This window comes from Cellulomonas sp. P24 (genome assembly GCF_024704385.1).
In the GTDB taxonomy this organism is placed as follows: Bacteria; Actinomycetota; Actinomycetes; order Actinomycetales; family Cellulomonadaceae; genus JAJDFX01.
Window position 1 is genome coordinate 1285129 of record NZ_JAJDFX010000002.1, and the last position, 13652, is coordinate 1298780.

The following is a 13652-nucleotide window of genomic DNA, read 5'->3' on the forward strand; positions in this document are numbered from 1 at the left end:
CACCCCTCGCGTTCGTCACCAGATGATCGAAGCACACGGCTCGGACACGGTGCGATCGTCGATCGCTTGGTCCGCGTCCCCATGCTCCACCAGACACCGGGCGGACCGGACTATGGGGCGGGGGACCAAGCTCACCGTTCCGTCACCTGCAGGCTCGGCCTGTGGGACACGTGGATTCGTAGTCCCGCGGGCGTGCGCGGTGAACCCGCCAGCCTCTGCTGGGTCCACTGGCACAGCATCCAGCGCCCGCACGGCCACCTCGGCGACGTCCACCACCGAGTACGAAGAGACGTTCTACGCCACCCGCGGCCCCCGACCAGACCCTGGCCGCACTCCCACAGCCTGAGCCGCCCATCAGACCCTTGGCGATTCACCCGTGAGGCCCTGACTCCAGGCCGCTCCACCCCGCGCTTCGCCCGATCACCATACGCGGGCCACTGTCAAAGGGCGCGGCGTGGGATGAACGGGATCACGGTGTAAGCGTCGGGTTCGTCGGTTGCGGCATGGTGGTCGGTCAGCCAGGCCAGGAGCTCGGCGGCCGGTTGCGGGGACAGGTACAAGAACCCCTGGGCTTCGTGCACGCCGATCGACATGAGCAGGTCGCGTTGCTCGGGGCGCTCGACGCCTTCGGCGATCGCGCGTAGTCCCATGCGCGTCACCATGGTGGAGATGCCCTCGGTGACGGCGCGATCCTCGACGTTCGTCGTGGACCCGGAAATGAACGACTTGTCGATCTTGACGATCTGCACAGGCAAGGAACGCAACGTCGTCAACGACGCGTACCCCGTCCCGAAGTCATCGATCGCGATCTGCACCCCGCTCGCCGACAACCCCCTCAACCGGCCGATCGCCGCCGGTGAGCTGATCACCACGGTCTCGGTGAACTCCAGCACGAGCCGGTCCGCCGGCCAGTCGAACTCCCGCAAACACTCCGCGACCGCGATTGTGAACGCATCGTCGTCGAGCTGCAGCGCCGAGACGTTCACATGCACCGACAACCCCGGCCCCGGGAGAGAGTCCCGCCACCGGGCAACATCCGCCACCGCCTGACGCAGAACCGCCGCACCGATCGACCCGATCGCACCGATCCGCTCAGCAACCCCGATGAACTCATCCGGCGCCAATAGCCCCCGCTCGGGATGCTGCCAGCGCACCAACGCCTCCACCGCCGCACACCGCCCGTCGTCGAGCGTCACCACCGGCTGGTAGTGCACGACGAGCTGACCGTTGGCGGCCGCCGTCGCCAGGTCGCGCTCGAACGCCACCCGAGTCGGGTCCCCGCGGAGCAGCCCAGCCTCGAACACCTGCACCCGGGCCTTGCCCTGCGCCTTGGCCGAGTACATCGCCACATCCGCCCGGTGCACCAACGTTTCCGCGTCATCACCCCCCACCACCGACGCGACCCCCACGCTCGCCCCCACGTGCACCACCGCATCCTCCAGGGCCGCCGGCGCGGACACCGCCTCCACGACGCGCTGGGCAATTTCCGCGGAAGCGGCCTCGCCGGTGCGGCGCAGCAGCACCGCGAACTCATCACCACCGATCCGCGCACACAGGTCACTCGGACGCGTCACCTCACGCAACCGCGCCGCGACGACTTGCAGCAGCTCATCACCCGCGTGGTGCCCGTACGCGTCGTTGACATACTTGAAGTCGTCCAGGTCCACGAACAGGACCGTCGTCTCACGATCGGCCACTCCTTCCAGGTCCCGAGACAACGCCGCGTTGAACGCCGCCCGGTTCGCCAACCCCGTCAGGTTGTCCACCTCGGCAAGAACCGTCAGATCTCGATGCACCGCACTGTTCCGCAACGCCAACGTCACCTGATTCGCCAGGTTCTCCAACGCGGCCATGGCCTCGGGGGGGGACCCGCACCGGCGCCCCCACCAGCAACCACACCCGTCCAACCTGGTCGTGAACTTCCGGCAGCGGCACACAAGCCCACGCGCACACCAACCCAGCCGCCGCATCCAGCGCCGCGCGCCCGTCGATCGCGCCCTGGCACACTCCGTCCTCGTCCACCAGCGCCGACAGCATCTCCGCGGGCAGCACCTGCGGTGCGCGGGTGAACGCCTCCGTCACCCGTGCCACCCTGAGCTCCTCATGCTGGGCGACCGCCCTCATCACCCGCAGGCCGGGCGTGACCTCACAGATCCGGGTGATCGCGACCCACGCGATCTCCCTGATCTCCCCGGAGTCCGTCGTGCCCAGCAGCTGGGACCCCACTGACCCGTGCACCTGCTCCAGTAGCGCGATGTACTCACGTCCACGCACTGCCCCCGCCAGGTGCTGTCCCACGACGACCGTCAACACCATCGTCGGGAGCGACACGATCAACGGCGCGAGTGGCATGACCCCGAGGTGACCAGGCACCACCATCCACAATGACATGGTCGTTGCCAACCCGGAGACGAACAACCCCACCCGCACCAGGCTGCGGCGCATCGACCCGTACTGGGACCGGAACCACAACGCCGCAAACACCAACGGGAGCACCGCTCCCATCTCCGCGCTGGTCAAGGACAGGCCCACGATCCCCAACGTGTCGACCACGTCCATCACCACCGTCGCGCGCCGGGTCCGGTACCCCGACGTCCAGGACACCCCGAGCACCACGCTGCTCACCGCTGCGATGACCCACAGCACCCCGCGACTGCTGCCAAGAGACAGGGGCGCTGTCAGGACGAGGGACACCACGACCAAGACCGCGAACAACCATCGCGTCCTGTCGACGATGCCGACCGGCGGGCGAGCCCACCCTGGCAGCCGGGCCGCCAACCTCGACCTGCGGGTCCGTATGGGGCCCGCATGCTCACCCAGCACGGTGCCCCGCACACCGGTCGTACGACTCCCCGACACGACGACCACGACAACTCTCCTTGTTCGGCGACCCGGCTGACCTCATGGGCCCCGTGGCTTTGCGTCCCCACCTCGCGGCGGGTTTGCTCTTTCGTCACTCAGATAGCCCATCGACACAGCCCGGTCTCATGGTGAGCAGCGAAGCCCCACGACCCGTTCCGTACACCCTTTCGGCCCAACTGGGACAGCTGACGCTCCGGCTGCAAGGCCGGTGTGGCGGGAGGCCCCAGCAGACAGGGGGCGCCTGTGTGGCGCGCGATACGCAGTGCATCGCGCACACGACCTGACCGGGTTCGGATCACGCATGACTCCACGTGAACGTCAGCGTCCGCCCGTAGGCTCCGGTAGGAATAGGGGGCGGGGAGGCGGGCTGTGGACTACGAGAGCATCGAGCGGCTACGGGACAAGCACCCGTCGTGGCGCCTGCTGCGCGCGGTCAACGCGCCGCTCGCGCTCGCATTTCTCGGTCGGTTCTTCGTCGAGGACAACCGCGGCGCCGCCTCCGCGGCGGCCCTCGCGTCCGCGCTCGATGACGAGTTGTACGCGCTCAACGCGACTGATCCCGACCTGCCTCGCTACCCGCGCTCGGCGCCGGAGTACCTCAGCGACTGGTCGGCCAACGATTCCGGCTGGTTGCGGCGCTTCTACCCGCTGGGTTCCGACGAGGTCCACTATGACGCGACGCCGGCCTTCGAGCGCGCCTACGCGTGGGTGAGCGGGCTGGCGATCAGGCCTTTCATTGGGACCGAGTCGCGCCTGCACACGGTCGTGGACTTGCTTCGCCAGATCGTCCACGGGGTGGAGACGGATCCCGATACCCGTCTCGCCGAGCTCCATCGTCGCCGGCAGGAGATCGACCGGCAGATCGCTGAGGTTGAGGCGGGGACAGTCACGGTGCTCGACCCGACAGCTGTCCGTGAGCGCTACCAGCAGCTGGCTGGCACTGCGCGCGAGCTGCTGTCGGACTTCCGTGAGGTGGAGGAGAACTTTCGTTCCCTCGACCGGGCGGCGCGCGAGCGGATCGCGTCCTGGGAAGGGAGCAAGGGTGAGCTTCTCGCTGAGCTCGTCGGGAGTCGTTCGGACATCAACGGCTCCGACCAGGGGCGCAGTTTCCAGGCGTTCTATGACTTCCTGCTCTCGCAGGCCCGTCAGGATGAGCTGACCGAGTTGCTGGCCCGGGTGCTGGCCCTCGAGGAGGTGGACGGCGATCGTCGTCTTCGCACGATTCACCATGACTGGTCTGCGGCGGCGGAGCGGACCCAGCAGACGGTGCGACAGATCTCCGAGCAGCTCCGACGCTTTCTCGACGATCAAGCGTGGCTGGAGAACCGCCGTGTGCTGGACCTGATCAAGTCGGTGGAGGCCGCGGCGCTGACGTGCCGGCAGGCGCCGCCATCGGTCGGTCTGGAGGTGGACGAGCCCGGGATCGCCATTGCGTTGCCGTTCGAACGTCCGCTGTACGACACCAGTCCCGCCTCGCGGGTGGACAGCTTGCTCGCCCCGGGCGCCGGTGAGTCTGTGAACGTCGCGGCGCTGCTCGACCAGCGGTTCGTCGACCAGGTCAGGTTGGCCGCGCAGGTCCGATCGGTGCTGCCCGCGCGCGGCCATGCGTTGCTGAGCGACATCGTCGCCCTGTTCCCGGTCGAGCAGGGTGTGGCTGAGGTCCTCGGCTACCTCACTCTCGCCGATGAGGACATCGCCGTCACGATGGACGAGGGCGAGGAGACTCTCATCGACTACACCGTTGAGGATGAGCGGCGACGGGTCCGGCTGCCCCAGGTGATCGTGACACGGCGATGAGGACACCTGAGGAGCACGCTGTGGCGGCGACCATCATCGCGTTGATGCGCGGGGTCGTGTATCGCGAGAGCGATGAGGAGATCTGGTCGACCCTCGGGCGACACGGTGCGCCTGTGCGCGATCACTTCTCCACTCTCGGCGTCGACGTGGTCGTCGATGAGACCGAGGGCTACGCGTTCTTGCGAAGCCACGAGGAGGACCCTGACGACGAGCCGCTGCCTCGGCTCGTCCGGCGTCGGAGCCTGACGTACAACGTGAGCCTGCTTCTGGTCCTGCTTCGCAAGCGTCTCCTGGAGTTCGAGACCAGCGCGGCTGAGGGCAAGCTTGTGCTCAGCCGGGATCAGCTCGTCGACATGCTCCAGCTGTTCCTCGCAGAGTCCACCAACGAAGCTCGGGTCATCGACCAGGTGGACTCAACGATCAAGAAGGCTGCCGAGCTTGGTTTCCTGCGTCAACTGCGCGGTCAACCCGACCTGTGGGAGGTGCGTCGCATCCTCAAGGCCTACGTGGATGCCCAGACCCTGTCGGGTTTCTCGGGCAAGCTGGCCGAGTACGCGCGGACGTCGTCTGGAGACAGTAATGAGTGACGGCCTGTTCTCCCCCGCTGTGCTCGGCACGGGCCGTTCGGCTGGGTACCGGTTGCACAACCTGGAGGTCTTCAACTGGGGGACGTTTGACAAGCGGGTTTGGCGGCTGACGACAGCCGGCCAGACTTCCCTGCTCACAGGGGACATCGGCAGCGGCAAGTCCACGCTGGTCGACGCGTTGACGACGTTGCTGCTGCCTGCCAACAAGATCTCCTACAACAAGGCCGCCGGAGCTGAGGCCAAGGAGCGAACCCTGCGTTCCTACGTTGAGGGCCACTACAAGTCGGAGCGGATCGAGGCCTCCGGCATGATGCGTCCGATCGGGCTGCGCGACCACCGGTCGTACTCGGTTGTCCTCGGCGTGTTCACCAACGAGGGCTTCGACGAGACGGTCTCACTCGCCCAGGTGTTTCACCAGAAGGACAAGGCCGGTCAGCCGGACCGGTTCTTCGTCACGTCCACCAAGATGTTGTCGATCGAGGCCGATTTCACCGCCTTCGGTGAGGATCTGAAGGACCTCAAGCGCCGGCTTCGCGCCTCCGGCGCTGAGCTTCACGACGTGTTCCCCGACTACTCGCGTCAGGCGAGACGGCTGTTGGGGATCCGTTCCGAGCAGGCCATGGAACTGTTCCACCAGACCGTCTCGATGAAGTCGGTGGGCAATCTCAACGAGTTCGTCCGCCAGCACATGCTCGAACCGGTCGACGCCTCGGCGAAGGTGCAGGGCATCGTCGCCCACTTCGAGGACCTGACCAAGGCGCACGAGGCGGTCCGCCGGGCCCGCGACCAGCTCGCAGCCCTGGCACCGCTGGTCGCGACGAGCGAACGGTACGACGACGCATACGCGCGCCGCGCCGACGCTGAGCGCCAACGGGACGCGGTTCGGTTGTTCTTCGCCGAGCTGCGATCGGAGTTGCTCGACGCCGAGATCCAGGCCACCAGCACTGAGCGCGACGCCCGGTCGGACGAAGCCGAACAGACCGAGCTGGACCGAGCCGCCGCGGCCGTGGTCCGTGAAGGGTTGGTGGCCGAGCGCGCCGGGGTCGGCGGTGACCGCGTCGCAGCCCTCGAGCGCAAGGCGGCGATGGACCGAGAGGTCGCCCAGAAGCGACGCGAGCGGCGTGCGAGGTTCGATGATCGCCTCGTCGCGGCCCGGATCGAGCCTGTGGCGGACGAGGTCGGGTTCGCCCGCCTTCCCGCCCTGGTCCAGTCACATACTCAGGTGCTGACCGGTGAGCTCGCGACCGTGGGCGGCACGATCACTGAGTTTGCCGCTCGCCACGGCGAGCTGTTCCGACTGGGTACGGAGACGCTCATCGAGCTGGACAGCCACAAGAGCCGGACGAGCAACGTGCCGGCGAGTCAGCTCGACGTGCGCGCCCAGCTCTGCCAGGACCTCGGGTTGGACGAGGCGGAGCTTCCGTTCGCCGGGGAGCTGTTGGACCTCGCAGAGGCGCACACGGAGTGGCGTGGGGCGGCCGAGCGGGTGCTCCGCGGCTTCGCGCTCTCGCTCCTGGTTCCGCCCGAGCTCTACGCCGAGGTGGCGCGCTGGGTCGATGGGCGCCGGCTGACCCATCGCCGCCACGATGGCACCCGCGCCGGTAGCAGGTTGGTGTATGAGCGAGTGAGCGCGCGACGGGTGCCGCTGCGTCACCAGTCGGACGGCGGCGGTCTCCAGCTTGTCGACTGCATGCAGATCAAGGAGGGGCGCTTCGCCGACTACCTGCGCGACGAGCTGCTCCGCAGAGCAGACCACCGGTGCGTCGACTCGGTCGAGCAGTTCGCTAACGAGCAGCGGGCGGTGACCCGTCAGGGCCAGGTGAAGGCCGGGGACCGGCATGAGAAGGACGACCGGTCTCGGGTCGACGACCCTCGCAACTGGACGCTCGGCTGGGTCAACGAACGCAAGGTGGCTGCTCTCACCGTTGAGTTGGCCAGCCAGCAGCGTGAACTCGACGCCGTGGCTAAGCAGCTCGCCGATGCACAGGAGCTCCAGCGGGACCTGAACGACCGCAAGGTGGCGCTGGCGCAGCTCGCCGAGTACACCTCGTGGGAGGAGGTGGACTGGCAGGAGGCCGAGGCTCAGGCGTCACTCGCCGACGCCGAACGCGAGCGACTGGTCGCGGGGTCGTCCGCGCTGCGGGAGCTGGAGCGGCGGCTGGCGGAGAATGCCCAGCAGGCCAAGGACCTCGACGGTCGTCTGAAGCACCTGACTCTGGACATCGGCAACCTCGACGGGACGATCAGGCGCGCCAAGGCCGAGAATGACGAGGTTCGGCGCCTCATCGCGTCCCACTCAGGGCAAGCCCTGTCTGTCGCGCGCGCCTCCTACCCGGACCTGGAGGTCCGACTCAAGGACAGGCTGCCCAGGACTGCGGCGACTTGTGCGCCTGCGTCGGACGGGCTGACCGACGAGCTCCAGAGCGGCATCGACAGGACCAGTCGGGAGCTGGGTGGCTACAGCCAGAGCCTGCTGCAGTACATGAACGACGTGCGTCGCCGTTGGCCGGAGGCGACGACGGAGATGGACGCCAGCGTCGAGGCGCGGGGCGAGTTTCGTGCGTTCCACGACCGCGTGGCGACCGACGACCTGCCTCGGTTCGAGTCGGAGTTCAAGCGTCAGCTGAACACGAACGCGATCCGCGAGCTGGCTGCGTTCACGAACTGGCTCAGCCGCCAGTCGCAGGAGATCGGGGCCCGCGTCGGCAAGATCAACGACGCTCTTGGCGCGATCGACTACAGCCCCGGCCGGTACATCACGCTGCTGGCCGAACGCACGCCGAACCGTGAGGTTCAGGACTTCCGCTCGGAGCTGCGCGCCGTTACCGACGACGCGCTCACCCCCGACGACGACCAGTACTCCGAGCAGCGGTTCGCCGACGTCCAGCGGATCATCGAGCGCTTCCGCGGCCGCGACGGCCACGCCGAGACCGACAAGGCGTGGACCCGTCGGGTCACTGACGTCCGCAACTGGTTCATCTTCTCCGCGTCCGAGCGTGATCGGGCCACCGACGCCGAGTGGGAGCACTACCGCGACTCCGACGGCAAGTCCGGTGGGCAGAAGGAGAAGCTCGCCTACACGATCCTTGCGGCTTCGTTGGCCTACCAGTTCGGGCTTGAGTGGGGGGTGGAGCGTTCCCGGGACTTCCGCTTCGCCGTCATCGACGAGGCCTTCGGGCGCGGGTCGGACGCCTCGACCCGGTACGCGCTTGAGCTGTTCGCCAAGCTTGGTCTTCAGCTCTTGATCGTCACCCCGCTGCAGAAGGTGCATGTCATCGAGCCCTTCGTGCACGCGATCGGCTTCGTCGACAACCCTGACGGCATGAGCTCGAGGCTGCAGACCCTCACGATCGAGGAGTACCAGCAACGCCGTCAGGGGTTGTCCGGGTGAGCGGTGCTTGGACGACGGTTGCCGACATCCGTTCGCGTGCGCGCAGGTGCTGGGACGACGGGACCCTGTTGCGCTCTTTCGTCACCGGCGCACCGTTCCCGGTCATCGACACTCCGCTGCGGGGTCCGCGCCCGTCCGAGATCGGCGATGACCTTGCCGCCGCCCAGGGATGGGTCGCAGCGCTCGACGCCGGTCGACACGGCGACACGCACTTCACGCTGGATTACGTCCCGGTCGGCGGGCGCTCCATCGGTCGCAACAGCCTGCCGAGTCGAGCGCTGGTGACGCGCTACGAGCAGGCCTGGGCACTGCTCGGCGTGACCCGGGAGGTACGCGCCTTCCGTGAGATCGTCGACCTGACGAGCACCGAACCGGCAGTCCATGCCTGGGTCGTCGACCATCCGGTTCAAGCCCTCCAGCTCGGATCGTCCTGGCGATCGCTGCTCAGTGCTTACCGCTGGCTCGCCGCTGAGCGGGGCTCGGACCAGTACCTGCGACAGATCAGCGCGCCCGGGGTCGACACCAAGTTCGTTGAGCGCCATCGCGCCGTCCTCGCCCAGATCCTCGCCGTGCCGAGCACGTCGAGTGGCTTTGTCAGCGCTCTCGGCCTGAGGTCCAAGCCCGAGATGGCGCGGCTCCGCGCGGCACCGGAGGTGGTGCTCTTCCAGCCGTTCTCCGAAGCAACGCTCAGGCTCGACGAGCTCGCGGCCGCGGACGTCTCCGTCCGCACGGCGGTGATCGTAGAGAACGAGATCACTTACCTTTCGATCCCCGTCCCGGCAGGCGGAGTGGTGCTGTGGGGCAAGGGCTTCGACGTGAGCCGCTCCGGCTCGCTGCCGTGGTTGCGCGACGTTGAGGTGCAGTACTGGGGCGACCTTGATACCCACGGATTTGCGATCTTGCACCGGTTGCGAGCGTGGCTTCCGCAGACTGAATCGTTCCTGATGGATCGCGACACACTGCTCGCCCATCGCGACCGCTGGGGCCGTGAGCCGACTCCGACGGCTGCGCGATTGGACCTGCTCACCTTCGAAGAAGCGGGGCTGTACGGGGAGCTGGTGGAGGACCGGCACGGCGAGAGCGTCCGCCTCGAGCAGGAACGTCTCGACTGGCGCTGGGTGCTCGAGCGACTGCCATACGAAAGCACCGGGAGTCACGCACCCGATCAGGGGCCAACGGACGTGGGGCAGCGTTCGTCGCGGCCGTCGTGAGTGCCGGACCGGGTGCGCGGTACCCCTCCCACGTCATCGAGGGCGGCATCGAGGCGAGTCTGGCGGTTCAGCAACTGGTCGAGATGCCGATCCCACTCCCCCTCCACTAGGACTTCGGCGCCGCTGAGGTCGCCTCAACCAGGTACGGCAACCAGGTCGAGGGCGTGTAGATCAAGCGCCTCGCCACGACGGGACTGCTGAGGGTTTGGTTGACACCTGACTTGTGGGGGCGGGTGCCCTCGCTGGAAGGATGTCGATCGTGTCCAGAGTTCATCCCAAGGAGTTCCGCGCGGACGTGGTGGCTGTGGCCCGTCGCGGTGATGCTCCGATCTCCCAGATCGCCAAGGACTTCGGGGTCTCCGACTCGTGCCTGCGTAACTGGCTGCATGCCGCGGACGTCGAGGACGGTCACCGTCCCGGCCTGAGCGCGGCGGAGTCTGCTGAGCTGCGTGAGCTGAAGCGGCGTAACCGGTTGCTCGAGCAGGAGAACGAGGTCCTGCGCCGGGCGGCTGCCTACTTGTCGCAGGCGTCGCTCCCAAAATGATCTTCCCGCTGGTCCGTGAGCTGGCCGCGACCGGTGCCCTGGTGAGGGTGCCGGTCGCGGTGACCTGCCGGGTGCTGGGGTTCTCCCGGCAGGCCTACTACTCCTAGCTCGCCGACCCGGTCAGCGAACGGGACCCGGTCGACGCCTATGCGACCAACGCCGCGATCGACGCCCACCACGACGACCCGGAGTTCGGCTACCGGTTCATCGCCGACGAGCTGGCCGAGGCCGGCCACCACCTGTCCGAGCGGCGGGTCTGGCGGCTGTGCTCGGCCCAGGGCCTGTTCTCGGTGCACTCGGTCAAGCGCGGCAAGGGCCGCCGGCCCGGCCCGCCCGTCCATGACGACCTCGTCGAACGCAACTTCACCGCCACGGCCCCGAACCAGTTATGGCTCACCGACATCACCGAGCACGCCACCAGTGAAGGCAAGGTCTACTGCTGTGCGGTCAAGGACGTGTTCTCCAACCGGATCGTCGGCTGCTCGATCGCCGACCGGATGAAGTCCCAGCTGGCCGTGGACGCCCTGAACTCCGCGGTGGCCCGCCGCGGCGGTCGAGCAGCGGTCGCCGGATGCGTGGTCCATTCCGACCGAGGATCGCAATTTCGATCACGGAAGTTCGTGCGGGCCCTGGCCGTCAACCACCTGGTCGGATCGATGGGCCGCGTCGGGGCCGCCGGAGACAACGCCGCCATGGAGTCCTTCTTCGCCCTACTGCAGAAGAACGTCCTGAACCGGCACCGCTGGGAGACCCGCGAGGACCTACGCCTGGCGATCATCACCTGGATCGAACGGACCTACCACCGCCACCGACGCCAACGCGTCCTCGGCAGACTCACCCCGACCGAGTACGAGATGATCTACAACACCACCGCACACGCGGCCTGAGAATCACTCACCGAAAGTGTCAACCAGACCGACAGCAGTCCCGGCCGGTTCACCCTCGCCGCCGCAACAGCGCCTTCGAGCATGCTTCGAAAGCCTGCCGCGCCGCCCCGGTCGTCATCGCGCAGTCCCGGGATCAGACGGCTCTCGGTGCGCACGGTTCCGTCCGGGTCGGTGTGGAAGATCTTCACGACCAGCACCAGCAGTTCGGCCAGCACGGTGGGCACACGAATCGTTCGCGGCTCCCCGTTCTTCGTCCCTGGCTTCTCGTCCTTGCGGTGGAACGTGCCGTCGCGCTTGGAACGCACGACGACCGAGGACCCGCCCTGCTTGTTGATCGCCAAGGACCACGCACCGTCCGCCCTCTGCACGAAGTCGGCGACCAGCAGGCCGTACGCCTCGCCGATTCGCATGCCCGTCAGCCGCAGCATCCACAGCACGATCTGGTGAACGACGCTCAGGTGAGCTGCGATGGCCCGCACGGTGTGCAGGTCGACGTAGCCGGCGTCTTCGCGCGGTTCTCGCAGGCGATCGTCGAGCAGCGGTTCGATCGAGAACAGCCGCCGGTAGTCGCCCCGCACATCGGCGCCGTGGTCGTGGGCGCGCAGCATGGCCTGCTTGAGGGGGGACAAGATGTTGTCTGCCGTGCCCTTGGCTACGCCGTGGCTCCCCTGCGGTTCGATGAGCAGGCCCAGACGGCGCAGCTCGGCCGCCCGGACCAGTACGTGATTGGACCTGTCACGGGACGTGGTCAGTTCTCGGGCCGAGACCTTGTCCTGGACCGCGGCCAGGCCGCCGCGGCTGACCGCGCCCGCGTCGGGCAGCGTCAGCCAGACGCAGGCCGCCGCGCGCCGATCGAGCAGGTCACCAGCAACTGTCGCGGCGGGCAGTGGCTGCTGGCCGGCAAGGACCTCCGCCAGGTAGGTCCCCCGCCCGAAGGTGAAGTCGCCGACCGTGCTGGAGCCTGGCCCGCGGTCCAGCGCCCACTCCACGAGGTAGGGCAGCACGTAACGGGTCAGTGCACCGGCGAGGTGCACGGCCCTGGCTCCGTCGGTCTTGCCGTACTTGCCGACGTACTCGGCGAACCAGTCCAGGCTCAGCTGGGCGGGGCTCGCGTCGCGAGGGTCAGCGTCGGGACCCAGGACGGTCGGGCGGGCGTTGACCCAGTCAATCAGGTCAGTGTCCGCGTGGGTGAGGTACACCGGACGGCAGGAGACCAGGTCGACCAGCAGGTCACCGGTGGGCGCGGCGGGCCCGGTGCGGCGGCCTTCCGGCTCGACGACCAAGGCCAGGTGCGAGGCGCTCGTGGTCATCTCAGGCCGCCTGTCCGGTGCGAACGGCCCGAAGGTCGGCGATGAAGGCGCTCTGTGTCGCCAGATGGGCGCGCAGCAGGTCGACGGTCTCCTGATGTGCGCCCAGCTTGCCGAGCAGCATCGCATGCTCGCGGCGTAGCTCTTCCAGCTCCTTGCGCAGCGCGATCGCGTCGGCGACGTCTCTCGCGGCGATCTCGGGATCCAGGACCGAGGCTGGGATGCGGCCCAGATCGATCAGGTCGCCCAGGCGCAGCAGCGTCGTGTTGTTCGGGCCGGTGTGGGTCGGCAGGTCGTTTTCGCGCTGAACGCGACGGACGGTGGCCTCGTCGCGATGCATGAGCGTGGCGACGGTCTTGCGGTCGATCCACTGGTCGCGGTCAAGTCGGCCGACGGGTGCGGTAGCCATGGTGGTGCTCCTTGCGTCTGCAGCCTGGTTGGCCGCGTTCGCAGAGCGACCGTCAGCCGTGGGCCGCCCGGCGCAATCCCCGCACGGGATTCCGCGAACTGCCTGACCGGTGACGCCGGGACGGCCGGCGGTGCGCCCTTTCGCCGTAGCAGCGACGTGGCGCACCGGAGGCGGCGGGACAGGGAGACGAGTCGTGCGCGTGCACACTCCGCGCCCACCCCGGCTACCAGCGCACAGGGACATTTGCGCAGGCCAGCGCAGGGGTGGCACCAGGTGTGCACCGTTCGGCTGGGTGTGCATCTGGTGGGCACCAGGCACGCGGTCAGGCAGTCCACCTGACGCCAGAGCACGTCCTCGACGGCCGGGAAATAGCAGCCACAGGTTCGTCAAAGACCGCAAATACGACAAAAACCCCCGGAATGATCCGGGGGCTTTCGCGGAAACCTACTTTCGCAGGTTCCAATCGTAGCGGGGGTAGGATTTGAACCTACGACCTCTGGGTTATGAGCCGGGAACACGTTGCGATTCGCCACGCTCCTGCTAGCGTAGATGCATGCATTTGCGCAGGTCAAGCGACATATCGGGTCCATGGGCATCCGCCCCGATCCACCTCGTTCCAGGCCTGTCTGCGTACATTCTGCGTACACGGTTCGGAGC

The 13652-nt window shown here is 67.7% G+C and carries 8 protein-coding genes, 1 pseudogene and 1 riboswitch; of the genes and pseudogenes, 6 read left to right on the forward strand and 3 right to left on the reverse strand.

Features of this window, described 5'->3' with window-relative positions; all coding sequences use genetic code 11:
• Positions 1-440 precede the first annotated feature (440 nt).
• Positions 441-1853 carry a bifunctional diguanylate cyclase/phosphodiesterase gene (locus tag LJB74_RS06020; protein ID WP_259307684.1) on the reverse strand — a complete coding sequence of 471 codons (1413 nt, stop codon included), beginning with the start codon at positions 1851-1853 and terminating at the stop codon, positions 441-443.
• A 536-nt stretch (positions 1854-2389) separates the two neighbouring features.
• Here LJB74_RS06020 and LJB74_RS06025 point away from each other — a divergent pair.
• The 6 genes and pseudogenes from LJB74_RS06025 to LJB74_RS06050 all read left to right on the forward strand — a co-directional run bounded on the left by LJB74_RS06025 (position 2390) and on the right by LJB74_RS06050 (position 11279).
• Complete coding sequence (locus tag LJB74_RS06025) at positions 2390-2899, forward strand: hypothetical protein (protein WP_259307685.1); 510 nt, start codon at positions 2390-2392, stop codon at positions 2897-2899.
• A riboswitch (cyclic di-GMP riboswitch) is annotated at positions 2883-2957 on the reverse strand. Its footprint overlaps the gene before it by 17 nt.
• A gap of 274 nt (positions 2958-3231) precedes the next feature.
• Positions 3232-4659, forward strand: coding sequence for a DUF3375 domain-containing protein (locus tag LJB74_RS06030; protein WP_259307686.1), 1428 nt, complete (start codon positions 3232-3234; stop codon positions 4657-4659).
• A gap of 20 nt (positions 4660-4679) precedes the next feature.
• On the forward strand, positions 4680-5246 hold the full coding sequence (locus LJB74_RS06035) for a DUF4194 domain-containing protein (RefSeq protein WP_259307687.1): 567 nt from the start codon (positions 4680-4682) through the stop codon (positions 5244-5246).
• Positions 5239-8637 (forward strand): ATP-binding protein, encoded by a 3399-nt coding sequence (locus tag LJB74_RS06040; RefSeq protein ID WP_259307688.1) that lies wholly within the window; start codon positions 5239-5241, stop codon positions 8635-8637. Before LJB74_RS06035 ends, LJB74_RS06040 begins: the two co-directional genes overlap by 8 nt.
• Positions 8634-9848 carry a Wadjet anti-phage system protein JetD domain-containing protein gene (locus LJB74_RS06045; RefSeq protein WP_259307689.1) on the forward strand — a complete coding sequence of 405 codons (1215 nt, stop codon included), beginning with the start codon at positions 8634-8636 and terminating at the stop codon, positions 9846-9848. Before LJB74_RS06040 ends, LJB74_RS06045 begins: the two co-directional genes overlap by 4 nt.
• Positions 9849-10107: 259 nt before the next feature.
• Positions 10108-11279: pseudogene (locus tag LJB74_RS06050) on the forward strand (IS3 family transposase).
• On the opposite strand, the gene LJB74_RS06055 reads toward LJB74_RS06050, so the two are convergent.
• Positions 11252-12589, reverse strand: a complete 1338-nt coding sequence (locus LJB74_RS06055) for a hypothetical protein (protein WP_259307690.1) — start codon at positions 12587-12589, stop codon at positions 11252-11254. The pseudogene LJB74_RS06050 and the gene LJB74_RS06055 overlap by 28 nt on opposite strands.
• Position 12590: 1 nt before the next feature.
• On the reverse strand, positions 12591-12995 hold the full coding sequence (locus LJB74_RS06060) for a hypothetical protein (RefSeq protein ID WP_259307691.1): 405 nt from the start codon (positions 12993-12995) through the stop codon (positions 12591-12593).
• Between the last annotated feature and the right edge of the window lie 657 nt (positions 12996-13652).